Source organism: Rummeliibacillus sp. JY-2-4R, assembly GCF_053847205.1.
Map to the genome: position 1 here is coordinate 887,714 of NZ_CM132623.1, position 20,511 is coordinate 908,224.

At 34.9% G+C, this 20,511-nt stretch carries 22 protein-coding genes; 19 read left to right on the forward strand and 3 right to left on the reverse strand.

Going from position 1 to position 20,511, the window contains the following annotated elements:
• Positions 1–120: 120 nt before the first annotated feature.
• Positions 121–393, forward strand: a complete 273-nt coding sequence (locus ACWV26_RS04085; protein ID WP_455897102.1) for a YlbG family protein — start codon at positions 121–123, stop codon at positions 391–393.
• An 84-nt stretch (positions 394–477) separates the two neighbouring features.
• Here the strand turns inward: ACWV26_RS04085 and ACWV26_RS04090 are convergent, their stop codons facing one another.
• The gene (locus ACWV26_RS04090) at positions 478–867 is read right to left on the reverse strand and encodes a DUF7147 family protein (RefSeq protein WP_455898171.1); all 390 of its coding nucleotides are present in this window, start codon (positions 865–867) and stop codon (positions 478–480) included.
• Positions 868–921: 54 nt separating this feature from the next.
• Here ACWV26_RS04090 and ACWV26_RS04095 point away from each other — a divergent pair, with 54 nt between their 5' ends.
• From ACWV26_RS04095 to coaD, 3 genes are read left to right on the forward strand one after another with little or no spacing between them, the layout of a single operon-like run.
• Positions 922–2,346 (forward strand): hypothetical protein, encoded by a 1,425-nt coding sequence (locus ACWV26_RS04095; RefSeq protein ID WP_455897103.1) that lies wholly within the window; start codon positions 922–924, stop codon positions 2,344–2,346.
• Positions 2,347–2,385: 39 nt separating this feature from the next.
• Positions 2,386–2,952, forward strand: coding sequence for a 16S rRNA (guanine(966)-N(2))-methyltransferase RsmD (gene rsmD / locus ACWV26_RS04100; protein ID WP_455897104.1), 567 nt, complete (start codon positions 2,386–2,388; stop codon positions 2,950–2,952).
• Position 2,953: 1 nt separating this feature from the next.
• The gene (coaD, locus tag ACWV26_RS04105; RefSeq protein ID WP_455897105.1) at positions 2,954–3,442 is read left to right on the forward strand and encodes a pantetheine-phosphate adenylyltransferase; all 489 of its coding nucleotides are present in this window, start codon (positions 2,954–2,956) and stop codon (positions 3,440–3,442) included.
• A gap of 136 nt (positions 3,443–3,578) precedes the next feature.
• Here the strand turns inward: coaD and ACWV26_RS04110 are convergent, their stop codons facing one another.
• Complete coding sequence (locus ACWV26_RS04110) at positions 3,579–4,493, reverse strand: hypothetical protein (protein WP_455897106.1); 915 nt, start codon at positions 4,491–4,493, stop codon at positions 3,579–3,581.
• Positions 4,494–4,583: 90 nt separating this feature from the next.
• Between ACWV26_RS04110 and ACWV26_RS04115 the strand changes: the two genes are divergently transcribed.
• The gene (locus ACWV26_RS04115) at positions 4,584–5,633 is read left to right on the forward strand and encodes a SepM family pheromone-processing serine protease (protein WP_455897107.1); all 1,050 of its coding nucleotides are present in this window, start codon (positions 4,584–4,586) and stop codon (positions 5,631–5,633) included.
• A gap of 3 nt (positions 5,634–5,636) precedes the next feature.
• Here ACWV26_RS04115 and ACWV26_RS04120 read toward each other — a convergent pair whose 3' ends face one another.
• Positions 5,637–6,836, reverse strand: a complete 1,200-nt coding sequence (locus tag ACWV26_RS04120) for a nucleotidyltransferase (RefSeq protein WP_455897108.1) — start codon at positions 6,834–6,836, stop codon at positions 5,637–5,639.
• A gap of 126 nt (positions 6,837–6,962) precedes the next feature.
• Between ACWV26_RS04120 and ACWV26_RS04125 the strand changes: the two genes are divergently transcribed.
• From ACWV26_RS04125 to ACWV26_RS04190, 14 genes are all read left to right on the forward strand, one after another.
• Positions 6,963–7,496, forward strand: coding sequence for a YceD family protein (locus ACWV26_RS04125; RefSeq protein ID WP_455897109.1), 534 nt, complete (start codon positions 6,963–6,965; stop codon positions 7,494–7,496).
• A gap of 24 nt (positions 7,497–7,520) precedes the next feature.
• Complete coding sequence (gene rpmF / locus ACWV26_RS04130; RefSeq protein WP_455897110.1) at positions 7,521–7,694, forward strand: 50S ribosomal protein L32; 174 nt, start codon at positions 7,521–7,523, stop codon at positions 7,692–7,694.
• Between the two features lie 145 nt (positions 7,695–7,839).
• Entirely contained in the window at positions 7,840–8,601 is a 762-nt protein-coding gene (locus ACWV26_RS04135) for an enoyl-CoA hydratase/isomerase family protein (protein WP_455897111.1), read from the forward strand.
• Between the two features lie 53 nt (positions 8,602–8,654).
• The gene (locus ACWV26_RS04140; protein WP_455897112.1) at positions 8,655–9,044 is read left to right on the forward strand and encodes a transcriptional regulator; all 390 of its coding nucleotides are present in this window, start codon (positions 8,655–8,657) and stop codon (positions 9,042–9,044) included.
• Between the two features lie 268 nt (positions 9,045–9,312).
• Positions 9,313–9,525: an acetyl-CoA carboxylase biotin carboxyl carrier protein subunit gene (locus ACWV26_RS04145; protein WP_455897113.1), complete on the forward strand. Its 213-nt coding sequence runs from the start codon at positions 9,313–9,315 to the stop codon at positions 9,523–9,525.
• A 27-nt stretch (positions 9,526–9,552) separates the two neighbouring features.
• Complete coding sequence (locus tag ACWV26_RS04150; RefSeq protein ID WP_455897114.1) at positions 9,553–11,094, forward strand: acyl-CoA carboxylase subunit beta; 1,542 nt, start codon at positions 9,553–9,555, stop codon at positions 11,092–11,094.
• Positions 11,095–11,161: 67 nt separating this feature from the next.
• Complete coding sequence (locus tag ACWV26_RS04155; protein ID WP_455897115.1) at positions 11,162–12,088, forward strand: ketopantoate reductase family protein; 927 nt, start codon at positions 11,162–11,164, stop codon at positions 12,086–12,088.
• Entirely contained in the window at positions 12,063–12,464 is a 402-nt protein-coding gene (locus ACWV26_RS04160) for a DUF3397 family protein (protein WP_455897116.1), read from the forward strand. The genes ACWV26_RS04155 and ACWV26_RS04160 overlap by 26 nt, the downstream gene beginning before the upstream one ends.
• A gap of 141 nt (positions 12,465–12,605) precedes the next feature.
• A complete protein-coding gene (gene bshC, locus ACWV26_RS04165) occupies positions 12,606–14,222 on the forward strand; it encodes a bacillithiol biosynthesis cysteine-adding enzyme BshC (protein WP_455897117.1) in 1,617 nt (538 codons plus the stop codon).
• 322 nt (positions 14,223–14,544) lie between these two features.
• Positions 14,545–14,976 carry a division/cell wall cluster transcriptional repressor MraZ gene (mraZ, locus tag ACWV26_RS04170; protein ID WP_455897118.1) on the forward strand — a complete coding sequence of 144 codons (432 nt, stop codon included), beginning with the start codon at positions 14,545–14,547 and terminating at the stop codon, positions 14,974–14,976.
• A 20-nt stretch (positions 14,977–14,996) separates the two neighbouring features.
• Positions 14,997–15,935 carry a 16S rRNA (cytosine(1402)-N(4))-methyltransferase RsmH gene (gene rsmH, locus ACWV26_RS04175; protein ID WP_455897119.1) on the forward strand — a complete coding sequence of 313 codons (939 nt, stop codon included), beginning with the start codon at positions 14,997–14,999 and terminating at the stop codon, positions 15,933–15,935.
• Positions 15,936–15,949: 14 nt separating this feature from the next.
• The gene (ftsL, locus tag ACWV26_RS04180) at positions 15,950–16,321 is read left to right on the forward strand and encodes a cell division protein FtsL (RefSeq protein ID WP_455897120.1); all 372 of its coding nucleotides are present in this window, start codon (positions 15,950–15,952) and stop codon (positions 16,319–16,321) included.
• A complete protein-coding gene (locus ACWV26_RS04185) occupies positions 16,318–18,468 on the forward strand; it encodes a penicillin-binding protein (RefSeq protein ID WP_455897121.1) in 2,151 nt (716 codons plus the stop codon). The genes ftsL and ACWV26_RS04185 overlap by 4 nt, the downstream gene beginning before the upstream one ends.
• Before the next feature lie 83 nt (positions 18,469–18,551).
• Positions 18,552–20,468 (forward strand): stage V sporulation protein D, encoded by a 1,917-nt coding sequence (locus ACWV26_RS04190; RefSeq protein WP_455897122.1) that lies wholly within the window; start codon positions 18,552–18,554, stop codon positions 20,466–20,468.
• Positions 20,469–20,511 lie beyond the last annotated feature (43 nt).

Here is a 20,511-nt window from a genome sequence, read left to right on the forward strand (position 1 = left end):
TTAGAATGCAGACTTATTGTTCTATTATAACGGATTATCCTTCATTCTGTCAGCTAAACTCCGGTTGCGTGAAAATTCAATGCTATGGTATTCTTGATGGTAAGAAAAGAGGGAATCTAAATGAAAGATAGACAAGGCTTAATCGTATACGTACATCATTTAAAACAGGCAAAATCAATGCGCAGATATGGCCATGTACACTATATTTCACGCAAACTAAAGTATGTCGTAATATATTGTAATCAAGAAGACATAGAAAATACTATAGCCAAATTGACACGTCTCCCTTATGTGCGAGAAGTCCTGCCTTCTTACCGTCCATTTGTTTCAACTGAATTCGAAAATGCTAAACCTGATAAAGCAAAAGAGTATGATTACAAAGAAGGTCTTTAAAACTTTTACATTTATGTCGATACTATATTTAAGTAGCATTATATTAACACTTAAAATTCATAAGAGATTTCACTACAAAAGTATTTAGTGCATTGATGGGATGTAGTGATAAAGGCGTAATATGCCAATTAAATATTGATAATACAGGTCCTTTTCAACATAAACAGAGGAATGTTTTACTTCTAAAGTAATTAGAGTTTGATCTAATTCTTTTGCAGTTTCCTCGAAAATTTCTAAACGTTTTGAGGGCTTTTCAGTCGAATAAGGAATTCCTTCACGACAGATATAAATTGGTGTAAATTTACTGTCTCCTACTGGTTTAAAAATGGCAGCAATCGATGCTACTTTTTTATCACCTTTAGTTGCTGTAAATACAATGGTACGACTAATACGATGCTTATTTGTTCTCATGAGTTCGCATAATTCGTAAATATCACCGTAGCCTTCACCAAGTTCAATGAATTGTTGAATCATCAATCATACACGTCCTTTCTTAACACATAGTATCATGATTTGGAGGATTAGCATATGAAATTTGCAGCCAGTTTATTTTCTATCCTTTTGTTTATTAATGGTATTATGTTAACTTTTCAATACCATGTCTACTCAGATCAATTGACTGAAGAAGACAAGGCATTTCACTACAACCAAGATATTGATATTATTTATCGTAAAGGGGAACTGATTGTTCATCATCACTTAAGTTCTTTACCAAAGAATAGCGTGAAATTTATTTGGCCGACAATTAGTATCAAGAAAGAATGTTCATCAACAGACAAAAATAACTGTAATCGGTTAAATAAAACACTTACTGGTTTAAAGGGTGGGAGCACGGAGGAACAAACAGTTTCATATGTAATTCCAGTATCAAAAAAAGGCTTACAATCAGGGAAAATCTTGCAGGATGTTTTTTTAACTTTAGAAAAAGGATCTCCCCTACATTCAACTCTACATATTACTGACGAGACTCGTTCAGGGGGGCAATGGATTACTGGCTTACCTGAAGTGGATAGTAAATCATTGGCACTCGTTCAATATACAATGTTCAGTGGTGATGGACCAATCACCTCACTATATTGGCAAAAAAGTAAAATGAAAAAAGTTTTTACAAATGATCAAATGACTCTTTATGGTAATAATAGTATATCTAATGATTTAGCAAAATCTCTTAAAGATATCGAGTTAATGAACTTCGAACATGTGGCAATTATCGAAACGGATAAAAAGAAAAAATCTGCAGGCAGGATATTATTTACTTCTGAAATAAACGAAAAGTCAATTGAGCAAAAAGTAATCCTTTCTCAAATTTATCAAAAGTATAAATTTGGAACTAGTCCATCTTGGGTTCCATCGATTGTTGCATCTTATTTAACGGCGCATACGATGGGGAATGCAAAGGCTGAGAAAATGATCGATGTACTGAATGATTACATGAACCATGATCAATTGGCAACATGGAAAAAAGGATTAGAAAATTTACAAGGTAAAGAAGTCAATACGGATAAATTAGATGAGTTATTGTCTGATTCTATCGATTTAAAAACGTCATTCTTTAAGATGAATGCAAATAATGGATCTGAAATAGCTCCGCTATTATTTGAAGATAAACGTCCAATCTATTTAAATGAATTGCATCAGAAAAATCTACAAGCTATATTTAAAGATGGACGTATAATGTACTCAGTTAAACCTATTTTAAAAAGCATGGGATATCATTCAAAAGTTGGTCCACACGGATTTTATGTGACAAGTGAATCTAGGAATTTTAGATTTCCGATGGATGAACCTTTTTATGTATATAATGCCCATCGATATGATATTATTTCTCAACCAATAGAGAAATATGGAAATGATTATTATATAGAAGAAGCTTGGTTAGTTCGTTTATTCCTTGTAAATATCGAAAAGGCTGATAGCCGTATTGATATCCATACAACCAAGGAAAGTAGATAGAATGCGCCAATATTTTATGAACTAAAGGTATGGTGAACAATGAGAGTAATTTCGGGTGAACGGAAAGGAATGCCCCTAAAAGCAGTAAATGGCATGACCACACGACCGACAACAGATAAAGTAAAGGAATCTTTATTCAATATTATTGGTCCATATTTTAATGGTGGAATTGTATTGGACTTATTTGCAGGAAGTGGCGGGTTAGGTATCGAATCATTAAGTAGAGGAATGGATAAAGCCATTTTTATAGAAAAAGATGGACGTGCCTTCCAAAACTTAAAGGACAATATTACGAAATGTCGATATGAAGATCGTAGCGAATTATATAGAAATGATGCAACTCGTGCTTTGAAGATTCTTATCAAAAAAGAAGTTCAAGCTGATTTGATTTTTTTAGATCCACCCTATAAAAAACATCAATATTATGAAATGGTAGAGGACATTGTATTAAATAATGTCATTTCAAAAGAAGGTACCATTGTTTGTGAGCATGATACAGAAATTGAATTGCCAGTTGCATTCTTAGACTTTCATAAAGTTCGCGAAGAAAGATATGGTGGCACGATTATTTCATTCTATCGTCTAGCCGAGGAAGAAGGGGAGTAAAATGGATAAAATCGCAGTTGTACCCGGTAGCTTTGATCCTATTACAAATGGTCATTTAGATATTATTAAACGTGCTGCCGATATTTTCGATGTTGTTTATGTAGCAGTTATGAATAATTCAAGCAAACATCCATTGTTTGATGTTTATGAACGAATGGATTTAATTGAACAAGTAACACAGAATATGCCTAATGTTAAAGTGGACTCTTCTTCAGGCTTACTAATTGATTATGCAAAGTCGATTAATGCCAATGCTGTAGTCCGTGGATTACGAGCAATATCTGATTTTGAATATGAAATGCAAATTACTGCGATGAACCGGTATTTAGATGAACATATTGAAACATTTTTTATCATGACACAAAATAGATTTTCTTTTTTAAGCTCGAGTATTGTAAAAGAAGTATCTCAATATGGCGGAGATATTCATGGCTTAGTACCTGATATCGTTGAAAATGCTTTAAAAAAAAAATTCCAAATTCAAAAATAGGGGAAAACTGTCTTATAAAAACGTAAATTTACAGTGATCTTTTATTTGAATAAAGTAGGCTATCCTTTTAGGTGAGAGAAATCCATCACTATTAGGATAGCCTTCTTGTTCTGATTGCTCTTTATAAATATCTATTTTACATAAAGATCGTCCAATATAATAACGGGATTAATACAGCTTGGACAATTCTTGTGAAGAAATAGGGTACTAACGAAATTTGTGCCTCTTTTGCTAGTACAGCCACTTGCAAGTGTATACTCAAACCTTGTACAGATAAAATGGATAGTACAATTAACTCTAGCCATTTAGAACTTGCAAATAAATGATGGGACTCAGCTAAACCTGAAGTCATCTCAAGAAGACTAAATACAGAGAGCATCAATCCTTCTGGTAACTTTACAAAATGTAATAATGTCTCTGTCAATACGAAGCTTATTGTAGTAAAAAAAATCACAGTAGCAGCAACAAGTAAAACTGTAGGTAGGCTGTTTTTGATACTCTCTATAAGTGGAGAGGTTGATGAACTCTCTTCTTTATGAGACGCAGCAGGTAAAGAATTTAATTTTCGAAACTTGAGAATAAAAAAGGCGAGCATGACAATATTAACAAAATGGAATAGCGCAAGCATATACCAACCGCTAATTGGCTTATTTAGTATTTCGATACCAACAAAGCCAACTACAAACAAAGGACTTGGTGCATGACATATAGCTAATAATAGCGGTGCTTCTTTTTTGGTAATTTGATTTTGCTTATACAAAAAACTAATAGTTGCAGCACCTGTTGGAAAACCACCAAGTGCACAAAGAAAATAAACTTGTAAATAAAATCGCCATTTTGAGTGCTGTGGTATACTTGTGACATTTGTTAATCTCAAAAGCCACTGAGTAAGGATTAAATACGGAAGTAAGTATGGAAATAGATGGTCTATAAAAAGTGCCATACCTGTATCCGCGCCTTCATGGGCTAGTCCAGGTTGTAATAATAATAATAGAATAAAAAGCCAGCATAAAAGGATATTGCTGTAATGTAATACGATAACATCATCCATTCTTAAAGTTTTATAAATTATCGAACAAATTTTTTACCTTGGCGTCATATCATTTGCTAGAGATGGTTGTAATTTTGGAGGTGCAATTTAATGAAAATAAAAAAGTTTTTAGCACTATTAATATTAACAGTGCTTATAATAATCGGTTTTGTATATCCGATGCATTATTATATTATGCAGCCAGGCGGTGCATATGATTTAGATAATTATGTAAAAGTAGAGAATGCTGATGCACCTGGCAAAGGTAAACTCAATATGATGACTGTGGCAATGTCTGTAGCTACACCATTTACTTTTGCTTTAGCTCATTTTAGTGATGAAAAGGAAATTTTAAAAGATATTCAAGTGCGTAATCCCAATGAAAGTGATCGAGATTATAATACTCGTCAGTTTAAACTTATGTCTGATTCTCAATTCAATGCAAAATATGTTGCTTATAAAAAGGCTAATCTTGACTATAGAATTCATTTTAATGGTGTATATGTGTATTATATCGTTGCAAAAGGTGCTGCTGACGGTATTTTGAATACAGGTGATGAAGTAATTGGAATAGATGGTCGTAGTATTCATAAACATACTGAGCTTGTTAAATATTTAGAAACTAAGAAAAAAGGCGATCAAGTAAAAATCAAGATTAAACGTGATGGCAAAACAATGGAAAAGAATATTGAACTAAAAAAAATACCAGGTGCAGATGGTAAGATTGGTCTAGGTATTTCATTTATCGATAGTAAATCAATAACAACAAATCCTAAAGTAAAGATTAATGCAGAAGATATCGGTGGTCCATCAGCAGGATTAATGTTCACGCTGGAAATCACTGATCAAATAACAAAAGGTGATTTGACTAAAGGCTATAATATAGCGGGTACAGGTGAAATGCTCGAAACTGGAGAAGTTGGTCGTATTGGTGGAATTGATAAAAAAGTCATTGCTGCAAACAATGCAGGTGTTGAAATATTCTTTGCACCAAATGATACACTACCGGATATCGTCAAGAAAAGAAACCCTGGAATCCAAACAAATTACCAAGAAGCAGTAAAAGAAGCAAAAAAAATAGGTACGAAAATGAAAATCGTACCGGTGAAAAATGTAGATGATGCTTTGAATTATTTAGAAAAACTTCCAGAAAAAGAATAATAACTAATATCGAATGGGCGGGATTTTATAATCCAAGCCCATTTTATTTTTCGAAAGAGCATACATATATAAATCTGTTGCATGAATATCTTGTAATAACATCGAGTCGGATGAACTAGCAACTCGGCTTATTAAGGGCAATGTAAAACTCTTTTTTCTTTCTGATAAATAACGTTGCCCATTTTGGGTCATACCAAGTAAGCGAATATAGCTAGGGAGATTCGATGACCTTAATTGTTGCCAAGTAAAGTTAGTGAAAATATGGGTTAACATCCGTTGTATTCTTGTCCATGTATAACGTTTAGACTTTACTTTTTGCATAAAACTACTAAAGTCGTTGCAATCCTTCGCGGCTTCTAAAATCAAGAATTCAATCCCTTCAGTAACTTCTGCGTAAGAGGCAATTTGCTCAGGTTTTAGTCGAAGTATAGAAAATTTTAATAACGGCCAAAAAAGTTCCCAAGAAGCAAAATGATGATATTCATTATACCATTTTGTTAGCTCATTAAATGACGCTTCCGGTAAAAAAGTAGTGACACTATTTATGGAATCTTGATCTAAAATGGCTTGGCGAATTCCTGTAGCACTTGCAATAGTTGTACCTTCAGAAATTGCATCGTGGTAACCAGCTTGTATCCGTTTAATAGTAACTGGCTTAACTTTTGTGTGATATTTCATAGAATTTTCCACGTAATGGTAGCCTAGTATATTATTAGGTTTTGTTAAATCAGCGTATGTAACATCGCTATTTGGGATAAGCTGTTGATAGGCAATATTTAAGCTTTGCGGATAGCTTAATCCACTTTTAACATGTTCCTTTATACTTTGCTGAAATTCAGCACGTCGAGTTGTTAAAAGGCTGTAAGTGTCCAAAAAAGGCATAATGTCTCCTTGTTCACTACCAAAAGAAAAATAATCACATTGTAATGCTTCTAGTAGTAAGACGCCACCTTTGGCAAATTCACTTGCCTGAGCCGTTGCAAAGACATAAGGTAATTCAATCACCAAATCTGCGCCACTTTCTAGTGCCATTTTTGTTCTAGTCCACTTATCAACAAATGCTGGCTCACCCCTTTGCAAAAAATGGCCACTCATTACTGCAATCATTACATCTGCATCTGTATGTTCTCGTGATTGTTTGATATGATAGAGATGTCCGTTATGAAATGGATTGTATTCGACAATTACACCAGTTGCAATCAATTCTTCACCCCGTTTATACTTAGTATTATGATTATACGAGTACTTTTGCCTAGTGACAAGAAAATAACTTGACATCTATAAATTAGCATTATATAATCAACTTTGTTGTCTTGAGGTGATAAACGTATGAAATGGGCAATCCCACAATTATCTAAATATCGCCAAAACGGGATGCCAATTGACGAAATTGTTCAATTGGACGGACTTAAGCGTCGTAATACGGATATACGCCGTAGTACACCCGTTCATGTAGAAGGTTTCTGCACGTTTGGTGCAGGCCGAATTAACTGTCATTTCCATTTGACAGGCACACTTGTACTTCCTTGTTCACGAACATGGGAAGATGTTGAATTTCCTTACGATATTGAATCAGATGAAGTGTTTAGCTGGTCTGAATCAATTAATGCAGATGATTATGATAATGTTCATCCTGTGCAAGGGGAAGTAATCGATGTTGACCCTGTATTAGAAGAACTAATTTTATTAGAAATTCCAATACAAGTGTTCAAAGAAGGTGCTGAAAATCCAGCTCCCAAAAATAATGGCGATTGGTCATATTTGACGGAAGATGAATTTTTAAGTCAAAAAGAAAAAGACGCACAAAAAACGGATCCAAGACTGGCTGCTTTAGCTAAGTATTTTGATCAAACAGACGAATAACCGATCTGTAAGGAGGTGCCATCAATGGCTGTACCATTTAGAAGAACTTCTAAAACTGCGAAACGTCAACGTCGCACACATTTTAAACTAGCTGTACCAGGTATGGTTGCTTGCCCAAGCTGTGGTGAACTTAAATTGGCTCACCATGTATGTAAAGCATGTGGACAATACAAAGGTAAAGAAGTTGTGAGCAAATAATTCAGTATTTGTTCTGAAAAAGACTACTAGAGAGACCATGGCTCTTTAGTGGTCTTTTTTTATTTGGTGTAATTTCTATTTTGAAAATTCTTTATATGATAAAATGAATAATAATTTCTATTATTTCACAAGGGGGATGAAAACTATGGATTATTATTTTTCGGAACAAGATGGGGTTTTAACGTTTACTATTAATCGTCCAGAAAAACGCAATGCAATTAATGATGCTGTGATGGAAGGTTTTAAAGAAGTTATTGCATATGTACATAATCACGATTCAGTGCAGTTTTTAGTAATAACTGGCGAAGGTGAGAGAGCATTTTGTTCGGGTGGAGATTTAGCTGAGTTTCACGATCTCTATACAGAAGAACAAGCTTTTGGCATGTTAAGTAAGATGGGGGAAATACTATATGAAATCGCAACATTACCAGTTCCTACTATTGCACTTGTAAATGGTACTGCAGTTGGTGGGGGATGTGAAATCGCAACTGCATGTGATTTTCGATTAGTAAAAAAAGATGCTAAATGTGGCTTTATACAAGGAACGTTAGGTATTACTTCTGGATGGGGTGGAGGAACATACTTATTTGAAAGTGGAATGCGACATGATGTTATCTTGAAAATGTTAGTAGACGCCAAAACATATCCTGCATCATTACTTTATGAAATTGGCTTTGCGATACGAGTTTTTGAAAATGATAAAGAACAAGCGTTAACAGAATTTATATCAGATATGAAAAAAATCTATCCGAATGTCCATAAAGCTTATAAGGAAATAAAGTTACGTAAGTGGCGTGAATGCCATTTATATGAACGTGTAATGGATGAAATAAAAACATGTGCTAAGTTATGGGAAAGTGAAGAGCATCATAATGCTGTAAAACAGTTTCTATCAAAAACAAAATAACTTCTAAACTTAAAAAACTCGCATATAGTAATAAAAAATGCGAGGTGATATGTGTGGAATTGAAAAAGCGAAAAGACCAGTGGCTTCAACAAGACGATGACCGATTAGCACAAATTGTGCTTCAAGCAGTTAGTGAAGGACGCTCACAATTAGCAGGCTTCCAAGAGGCGGCAGACGCTTTAGGTAGAACGAAACAAGCTTGTGGGTTTAGATGGAATAAAACACTACGCAAAATTCATGAAAAAGAACTAGAAAATGCAAAATCACAACCTAAGCAAATGATGAGGACGCATTTAAAACAAGCACTAACTAGTTTTGATCAATTATCAGAAGCTTATTTTGAGCTGAAAGATGAATATGATCAACTTCAACATAATTATTCGGAGCTAATCCATTGGCTAGAAACAGGTACACAATTATTAAAAAAGGAAACATCTGAATAGATGTTTCCTTTTTTAATATAAAGCGTAACGCGACCGCAACAGCTATCTGCCCCATATCCTGTGGGCCTCCGACAGCTACTTTCAGTTCCAAATAGAAAGTGTGGTATCAGCTTTCGACTGAGGAACTAAAAGAGAATAAGAGGAGCTTGCGCGTGTATAGAATACATTAAATATATTATTTCTTCTTTAATATTCGAATTTTCTACTTAAGAAGTTTATAGAATAGTAAGTAAAGAGTCTATAAAGATTGAGGATGGGGGAATAATAGATGACAGAAGTATTGGCAACAATGGCAGGCATGGTATTTCATATTGATGTTCATGTTGGAGATGAAGTGACTGTAGGTCAAACAGTAGTCATATTAGAATCGATGAAGATGGAGATTCCTATAGAAGCAACTGTTGCAGGTAAGGTTAGCGAGATTCGGATTCAAGAAGGTGACTTTGTCAACGAGGATGATGTATTAGTTATATTAACTTAAATTTCTAAAAGTAGGGGAGGTGTATGAATGTCAAATGGTTCATCAAATTATAGCCGTTTAGCAACTGCTCTTGAGACAATCTTTGCAGGTGGTGATCAAAAGTATCATGAACAACTGGTAAAATCAAATAAGCTTTTTGTTCGAGACCGTTTGGAACTATTATTTGATAATGGAAAGTATGAAGAAGATGGTCGATTTGCAAACAACGAGGCAAAGGGTTTACCAGCAGATGGTGTCGTTACTGCTATTGGTAAAGTGAATGGGCAAACTGTGTGTGTAATGGCAAATGATTCAACAGTTAAGGCAGGATCATGGGGAGCACATACCGTTGAAAAAATTATTCGCATTCAAGAAACGGCAGAAAAAAGTCTGGTGCCCATGCTTTATTTAGTAGACTCTGCAGGAGCGAGAATTACAGATCAACTTGCTATGTTCCCGGGAAGAAGGGGAGCTGGACGTATTTTCCACAATCAAGTTCATTTATCCGGACTTATACCGCAAATTTGTATATTATTTGGCCCTTCTGCTGCAGGAGGAGCTTATATTCCTGCATTTTGCGATATTGTCATCATGGTAGAAGGGAATGCTTCTATGTATTTAGGATCTCCACGGATGGCTGAAAAGGTTATTGGAGAAAAAGTCTCACTCGAAGAGATGGGCGGAGCAACCATGCATTGTACAATTAGTGGATGTGGAGACGTTTTAGTAAAAACAGAGGAAGAGGCTATAAGAGAAGCTAGAAGATACTTAACTTACTTTCCAGAAAATTGTTTTGCTCAACCAGAAAATGGAGTATCAGTTCAACCTATAGAAGGAAGAGGTTTAATTGATATTATCCCACAAAATCAAAATGTACCCTTTGATATGTATGAAGCGATAGGTCAATTAATCGATGATGGTAGTTTTTTTGAAATCAAAAAATTATTTGCAAAAGAACTGATTACGGGATTTGCACGTATTAATGGAAAAGTAGTTGGAATAGTAGCAAATCAGCCAAAAGTAAAGGGTGGGGTGTTGTTCATAGATTCTGCTGATAAGGCGGCCAAGTTTATCACTCTTTGTGATGCGTATTCCATCCCGCTACTCTTTTTAGCCGATGTACCAGGATTTATGATTGGTACCAAAGTTGAAAGAGCTGGTATTATCCGTCACGGTGCTAAAATGATTTCAGCTATGAGCAGTGCCACAGTCCCAAAGATATCAATTATAATTCGAAAAGCGTACGGTGCCGGTTTATATGCGATGTGTGGACCTGCATTTGAGCCCGATGTATGTATTGCGTTACCAACTGCCCAGATTGCAGTAATGGGTCCTGAAGCTGCGGTAAATGCTGTTTATGCAAATAAAATTGAATCAATTGAAGACCCAAAAGAAAGAAGAAGTTTCATACAACAAAAACAACAAGAATATCAACAAGAAATTGATATTTTCAAATTAGCATCTGAACTCATTATTGATGATATCGTTGCACCAGAAAATCTTCGAGAAGCGATTATCCAACGATTAAATCATTTAGAGACAAAGCAAATATCAACACCTTATCGTAAACATCCAGTATATCCAGTATAATATTGTTAGCCAAAAGATCCGCTTATGTCTGGCGGGTCTTTTTTAGTAAAGAAATTGAGGTGTGAAAATGCATTTCGTAATCGTTGGTGGGGGTGCTGTTGGACTTGTAATGGCTAATTGCTTAACTCACCTTGGAAATACAGTCGAATTACTTGTCCATTCTGAAAAACAAAAAACAGCTATTGAAAAGCATGGTGTTTCATTTACAAATTATTATGGAGAAAAGAGAGTTCAACCATTTTTTGTAAGTACAAACCCAAAGAATCTAAATCAACATGCATTATGGATTATCGCAGTCAAATATCATCATCTAAATGGATTAACAACGTTATTTAATGATTTACCACAAGAAACGGAATTATTATTTATTCAAAATGGAATCTTACATATAGATTTTGCAAAGAGTCTTAAACAACAGACAATATTAATGGGATCAGTGGAGTTTGGTGCAGAAAAACTAGATGAATGTACTGTAATCCATCGAGGAATTGGCGCACTTAACATTGCCTACCTAAGAGGTCAAAATTCTAATATTGAAAAATATAGAATGGTTGCATCAAAAGAGTTTCCTATTGCTTTAGTGGATGATTACAGTAAAATGTTATTACGCAAAGCACTCTTAAATTGCTTTGTTAATACACTTACTACTATACTAAGAGTGAAAAATGGAGCGCTCATTGAAGGTCAAGCTAGCGCAAAAATTCTAAGGCAATTATATCTAGAAGTAATGACTGCCTTTCCTGAACAGCAATCACAACTATCATTTGAGGATGTATTAAATGTTTGTAAAAATACTTCACAAAATACATCATCTATGCTTGCTGATTACATGAATGGAAGAATGATGGAAATTGATACGATTATAGGTGGCATCATTGAACTAGCGCAAAGTAGAGGATATTCCGTATCAATGCTATCAACTTGTTATTCATTATTACAGGCGATTCAAGAAGGTGGTGGAAAAATTGATGGCAATCCTATCAATAATCCTTGAGATTATTGAGTTATGTCCATTTCTTATATTAGGAATTTTATATGTAACGTTAAAGAAATTCGCAAAAAAATCTATTAACTCTTTTGGTAGAGCAGCGGACATTACTACCGTAATTTTATTTTTTTCAATTCCAGCAACAATTAAGTTTTTTTGGGGTTACGATATAGGATATATGGTGCTAATAATAGCCACAATAATAGCTATTGTATTTACCGTTTTTGAATATAGTTCAAAAAAAGAAATGGAGTTAGTCCCATTATTCCAGAAGATATGGCGTTTTTTATTTTTAACCCTATTATTTACATATCTTGCAATATTGCTTGTAGGAGTAATTCAAAAAATAACTTTGCTGATTGCCTATTTCAATGGACAGTAAGAAGGAAAAAAGAAGTTGTACAATGGAAAGTGTTTTTAGAAAATTGTTTTCTTGAAAACTTATGAGCTTATTTTTTTTTATAATGAAAAGTAAATGCTATACTTCAATATAGTTAACTATTATAGAGGAGTTTACAATATTATGAAATTGGAACAAATTGAGATTCCTGTAACGAATCCTTTGCTTGACGATTATAACCATGAAAAATCGTCAATTTTATCATTTTTTCACTATCCGAATAATACAAACTCTTTTTCGCAACGATTAAAAGATTTAGAAAATCATCCAATTCGTCGAGAACAGTTGGTGGCGATTATACGAGATTTTATGTCACCATTAGAAATCTCTGAAAAGGCAAAAACACATTTAAAAGAGTTAGAAAATAATGCAGTTGTCATTGTTGGAGGGCAACAATCAGGTTTGCTAACAGGTCCTCTGTACTCTGTTCATAAAGCAATTACAGTTATATTGCTTGCTAAACAACAACGTGAAAATCTAGGTATACCTGTTGTTCCAGTATTCTGGATTGCTGGGGAAGACCATGATATTGATGAAATTAATCATACTTTTACAGCGGTAAATGGTCGTTTAGAAAAACATATATATGGTGAACGTTCTAAAAAGAAAACAATGGCGTCTACAACAAAATTAGATGTAGAAACAACCCGAAGTTTGATTAATGAAACGTTTAAACAATATGGTGAGACTGCTTATACTGAAAGTCTTCTTGAAAATATTGATACCATATTACGAAAAAGTACAACTTATACAGACTTCTTTGTGCAACTTATGAATTGGCTGTTTAAAGAAGAAGGATTATTATTCATTGATGCAGCACATCCAAAATTAAGGGAATATGAATCACCTTATTTTGAAAAGTTAATTCAACATTCAGAGACTATTGCAAATGTAGTAACTATTCGAGAAGCGGATCTCACTGAATTAGGATATGGTACTCCTATTGGTGCAACCAAAAATGCGGCCAATCTGTTCTATGTGAGAGATGGTGAACGATTTTTATTAGAACGTCATGAAGGTAAATTTATCAACCATATGGCAAATGTGCAATTTACAGAAAATGAAATGCTTGAATTGGCGAAGAAAGACCCAAACGCTTTTAGTAATAATGTTGTCACAAGACCATTAATGCAAGATATGGTATTTCCGGTACTTGCATTTGTAGGAGGCCCTGGTGAACTTGCCTATTGGTCAACACTAAAAGACGCATTTGAAACATTGAATATGAAAGTACCTGTATTTGTACCGCGTATGAATATGACCATTATTGATCGACAAGTACAACCTCTTCTAAATGAATTGCAAATTTCAGCACGAGATGCAATTGCTGGGAAAACAACATCATTGAAATCTTCTTTTGAAGAGAATGTATATGATGCAGATGCAAGAGATTATATTGAAAAAACAAAACAATTATTGCAAACCCAATATGACAAATTACAAGAACATTTATCTAAATCTCAAGTCCATTTAGAAAAAATTGTGGAGAAAAACTTATCAATTCATCGCACGCAACTAGACTTCATCTTGCGTAAAATAGAGCAAGAAGTACTTTTAAAACATGATGTGGAATTACGAAAATACAGAACAATTGAAGATTGTATTCTGCCTGAAGGTACTTTACAAGAAAGAATTTTCAATCCATTCCAGTTTATGAACGAATATGGTGTAGAACTAGTGGGAGATATGATGGCCTTACCGTTTTCTATAAATGGAAAGCATAATGTCATCTATTTATAACAATAGTACTAGTAAAAGAGTATGGTTTGCACAAATTTCGCTAGTGCAAACCACAAAAAAATATCACGATGAAAAAGGTTATCTCATAGAGATAACCTTTTTCTATGAGAAAAGTAATAAATGCTATGTTTAACTTAAAAATGAAATTTACAAAAAGCGCATGAATTACGCAAATTATCTATTTTACTGTGAAAATGTTGACTAAAACAAGATTTCAAGGACAATTTTCACATTTTTAAAGTTTGTCAATGATTTATCTATGAATTAGTGGTGGAAAGTGGGGGAATGTGGTACTCTATTTTCATATAGTGGGGTGAGTACCATGTTCATGGGGGAATATCAACACAACATCGATACCAAGGGGCGCTTAATTATACCCGCAAAATTTAGAGAGCATTTTGCAGAAGGTTTTGTCATCACTCGTGGGTTAGATCAATGTTTGTTTGGATATCCTATTGATGAGTGGGGCAAGCTTGAAGAAAAGCTTAAAAAGTTGCCTGTAACTAAAAAAGATGCACGTGCATTCACACGTTTCTTCTTTTCAGGTGCTACCGAGGTAGAAATCGATAAGCAAGGTCGAGTTAACATTCCCATGAATTTGCTCTCATATGCCCATATAGAAAAAGAATGCGTCATTCTCGGTGTGTCTAATAGAATTGAAATTTGGGCGCAGCAATCTTGGCAAGATTACTTTGCTGAATCTGAGGATTCGTTTAACGAGATTGCAGAGAATATGATTGACTTTGATATATAACAACAAGAGGAGGTTTTCAGTTGTTCAATCATACGACCGTATTACTGAAAGAAACCGTTGATGGATTGAACATTCGTCCTGACGGTGTATATGTGGACTGTACATTAGGTGGTGCAGGCCATAGTGAGTACCTAGTTAGACAATTATCTGACGAAGGACGCCTCATTTGTTTTGACCAAGACACGACAGCTATTGAAAATGCAAAAAAACGACTAGCTCCTTATTTAAATCGTTTAACATTTGTACATTCAAACTTCCGATATCTAAAAGAAGAGTTAGCAAATTTAGGTATTTCTAAAGTGGATGGAATTTTATACGATTTAGGTGTTTCGTCGCCACAACTAGATAATGCTGAAAGAGGATTTAGTTATCATCAAGATGCCCCTCTTGACATGAGAATGGATACAACGGCAGAACTGTCTGCTTATCATGTTGTCAATGAATGGGACTACAACGACTTAGTGAGAATTTTTTTCCGTTACGGGGAAGAGAAGTTTTCAAAACAAATTGCTCGTAAAATCGAAGAAGCAAGAAAATCACAACCAATTCACACTACTGGTGAATTAGTTGAACTGATCAAGGAAGGTATTCCAGCAGCAGCAAGACGTAAAGGTGGGCATCCAGCTAAACGAGTTTTCCAAGCAATTCGTATTGCAGTAAATGATGAATTAGGTGCGGAAGAGGAATCACTCCAACAAGCTTTAGATTTAATTGGAATAGGCGGACGTGTGAGTGTGATTACATTCCATTCACTTGAAGACAGATTATGCAAGACAATCTTTAAAGAGGCTTCATCTTTACCAGAATTGCCACCTGGCTTACCAGTAGTTCCAGAAGAACTATCACCCCCTATTAAACTTGTGACTAGAAAACCGATATTGCCTTCAGAGGAAGAGTTGCAAGAAAATAATCGTGCAAGATCTGCAAAACTGCGCATTGCAGAAAGAATAAAAGACTAAGAGGAGTTGATAAAATGGCACTACTTGATCAAAGAGAAGAACATGTTTATATAGAGCAACCTTCAATGCCTATAAAAACTGGCAAAAGAACAGCGCCTAAAACATTCAAAAGTAGAATCACGAAACTAGAAAAGATGATTATGATTGTAATGGTTGCAACAATTGCATTAATTGCTGTAGCGAATTTAAACACTCAATCTACTATCAATAACACTTCAGTAGAAATTCAAAATACTGAAATGAACATTGATGAAGCTAAAAAACAAAACTCAGAATTGTCTATGGAAGTAAGCGAACTTTCGACATATGATCGTATTTGGAAAAAAGCAAAAGCTTTAGGCTTAAAACTTAACGAAAATAACGTGAAAGTAGTGTCAGGACAATGAAAAACAGTAAGTTTCAATGGGGAGCCGCAACGATGCTAATCATCTATGGGCTCCTATTTTTTTTAATGTTTTTTAGAATTTTCTATATTCAAGTTACTGGACAAGCAGAAGGTCAACAATTGGCTGCCAAGGCCGCAGCAAGGTATGAAAAAACGAAAACTATTACAGCAAACAGAGGAAATATATTAGACAGACAAGGCAAAATTATTGCAAAAGATGGTATTAGTTACAAACTTGTAGCTGTTGTTAATCCGAAAGCGTCACAAGGTACAAATAAAAAATTGCATGTGGAAAATCCCAAAAAAACAGCTGCTATATTATCAAAGTATGTCCCAATGGACGAGGAAGACATTTATAAAAGATTAACACCAGCAAATAAGAATACTTACCAGGTTGAATTTGGTAAAGCTGGTCGTGATATTAGCCACGAAACCATGACTGCAATTACAAAGGAAAAGCTTCCAGGGATTACTTTCCTAGAAGATAATAAAAGATTTTATCCAAATGGTGTTTTTGCATCTAATTTAATTGGTATTGCAGGTAAACAAGATGGCACTAATAATACTGCAACAATAGGCAAAATGGGGTTAGAAGCTATATATAATAAGGAGCTTTCAGGCGTGAATGGTAGTCTCCATTATAAAAGTGACTTATTTGGATACCTCTTACCAAATAGTAAAAAAATGATTCAGCCTGCAAAAGACGGTGATGATATCTACTTAACAATCGACAGGACCATTCAAAATTTCTTGGAAGATTCAATGAGTACGGTATATGAGAAATACAAACCCGAGTCGATGATGGCCATTGTAGCAAATCCAAAAACAGGTGAAATATTAGCTGTATCGCAACGTCCAACTTTTAATCCCCAAACCGGCGAAGGATTAAACAATAGTTGGATTAATGATATGACAGAAACTACAATTGAGCCTGGTTCTACGATGAAAATTTTTACTTTGGCAACAGCAATTGAAGAAGGAAAGTGGAATCCAAATGATACTTTCCAATCTGGACAATATAAAGTGTTTGACCGGACCATCCGAGATGCTAATCAGGTTGGATGGGGAAGGATTACATATTTAGAGGGGATTCAACGCTCGTCTAATGTTGGTATGGCCAATTTGTTAAAGAAAATTGGAGATAAGACATTCATAAATTATTTAGGGAAATTTGGCTTTGGCCAAAAAACAGGAATCGATTTACCAAATGAATCAACAGGTAAAATCTTAGATGAATACCCAATTAACAGAGTAACAACTACCTATGGACAAGGGTCCACTGTAACGCCTATTCAAATGATTCAGGCATTAACTGCTGTTGCAAATAACGGTAAAATGATGCAACCATACGTAATTGATAAATTGGTTGATCCAAGTACTGGAAAAGTCATTAAAGAGCACACGCCTGTTGAGAAAGGACAACCTATATCAGCAAATACTGCTAAACAAGTTAGAGAGACGCTTGCAACAACAGTAACCTCTGATAAAGGGACTGCACAGAAATTTGCAAGTAAGGAATATGATGTAGCAGGTAAAACAGGTACCGCGCAAATTCCAAATCCTGCAGGTGGTTACTATTGGGGCAAAGATAATTTCCTTTATTCATTTTTAGGGATGGCACCAGAAAAGGATCCTAAGTTAATCATGTATATTGCAGTAAAAAAACCACATTTAGGTATTACAGAAGGTGGAACAGACCCTACATCACAAGTATTTAATAAGGTGATGGAAAGTAGCTTAAAGTACATGAATATTAAACCTTCAAAAACAGCTACTACAAAGTCAATAAGAATGGATCAATTAGTCGGCCAAAATTCAAACGAAGTAATAACCAATCTTGCGGCGAATAAAATTAACACTGTAATCATCGGGGCTGAGGGGAAAATTACCAAACAATATCCAGAAGAGGGTAATTCGATACTAGCTAATAGTCGTGTATTCATCAAAACTTCAGGGAATATCAAAATACCTGATTTTACAGGTTGGTCTATGCGTGAAATTTTAACCTATAAAACTATTTCAGGGATTGATATAAAAGTTAAAGGAGATGGTTATGCGCAAAGTCAAAATATTAAAGCAGGAACGATATATGAAGGAAATAATAAAGTAGTCGTAACATTAGAAAAACCACAAGCACAATACAGGTAGTTAGAAAAGAAATCATGTACTTTAGCATAGCTTGCTTTTTGTAATCATACTTTAAATGTAAAAAAGGTGTGATTTGCCGTACAATGTGGGTAACTAAACAAGCAAGTGTGAGATTGAAAATTGTCATTGGGATATTCTTCGTATTGGGTTGTTTGTTAATTGGGAAATTAGTATTCGTGCAGTTTATCCAACATGATTTTTTAACGAAAAAGGCAGAGCAAAACTGGGACAGAGAAGTACCAATGAAAAGTTTACGGGGGGATATAAAAGACCGGAATGGTAAGCTTTTAGTTGGAAATAGCTTGGCGCCTACACTTTACTTTATGCCAGCTCAAAATAAAGAACCAGCGCAGGTAGCAACACAACTTGCCCCCTTACTTCAAATGAATGAAAAAGAATTAGAAAAAAAGCTAATGCAAAAGGTAACTATTATTAAAATTGCACCACAAGGTAAAAATATCTCTTATGAATTAGCAGAGAAAATTCAACAATTGCAAATCCCTGGATTATATACAGGGTTAGATTATATTCGGGATTACCCATATGGTTCTTTACTTTCTAGATTATTGGGATTTACAGGAAGTGATATGCAAGGATTAGCAGGGTTAGAATATCAATATAATGATTTATTATTAGGTAAGGAATCAGCCATCCGCTTATTTACCGATGCAAAGGGAGCAAACTTACCGCATGTGGAAGATGGGTGGAAGGAAGGGCAAGATGGAGCTACATTAGAGTTGACCATCGATGTAGATGTGCAAAAGGTAATTGAGAGGGAATTATCTCAAGCGATGGAAAAGTATAATGCAGATCAAGCAATCGGAATAGCTATGAATCCAAAAACTGGAGAAATATTGGGATTAGCCTCTTTTCCTACATATAATCCAGCACAGTACCAAAAAGTAGATTCAAAGATTTATAATCGAAATTTGCCGGTTTGGATGACGTATGAACCGGGATCTACATTTAAAATTATAACTTTAAGTGCTGCTCTAGAAGAAAATGTAGTTGACCTAAAAAAGGATTCTTTTTATGATCCAGGTTATGCCATGGTTGAAGGGGCTAGGCTTCGATGCTGGAAAAGAGAAGGCCATGGACAAGAATCATTCCTTGAAGTTGTTGAAAACTCATGTAACCCTGGTTTTATAGAGCTAGGAAGACGTGTTGGTCCAACAAAGCTTCAACAGTATATACGTGATTTTGGATTTGGACAGGTGACAGGCTCTAATATGGCTGGAGAATCAACAGGTATTTTATTCTCCCCCAAAAATTATGGACCTGTAGAGCATGCAACAACTTCGTTTGGGCAAGGAATATCTGTTACACCTATTCAACAAGTGCAGGCCGTCGCCGCAGCTGTTAATGGTGGAAAACTAATGACACCATATATCGTCAAAAAGATTATTGATGGTAACAATGGTAGTGTATTAAAAGAATACGAACCCACTATGAAAAAACAAGTGATTCGTCCAGAGACTTCTGCAAAAGTTCGTGAAGCACTGGAATCGGTAGTAGCAAATGGATCAGGTAGAGGGGCTTATAGAGATCATCTTAGAATTGGTGGTAAGACAGGAACTGCCCAAAAGGCGGAGAATGGTCGTTATAAAAACGGAGAGTATATTGTATCATTTATAGGATTTGCTCCAGCAGATGATCCGCAAATTGTTGTATATGTAGCTATTGATAATCCAAAATATGGACCGCAATTTGGCGGGGTCATTGCAGCACCTATCGTTGGACAGATTATTGAAGATGTTCATCCAATTGTTGGAATTAAAGATCGTAAAGACCAACTAGAAAAACAATATCGGTGGGGAGATATTGAAAAAGTGCGTGTTCCTAACTTAGTAGGGAAAACGAAAGAAGAAATTTCCGGAATGTTGTATCCGTTCCGACTTGAGTGGCATGGAGAAGGAGATAAAATTGTTTCTCAACTTCCAAAAGCAGATGCACAAATCGTAAAAGATGGGACTATTCACGTTTATTTAGAAAAAGAGTAATGTTAGTCTTTAAAAATGTAATTGAAACTACTATTATAATACA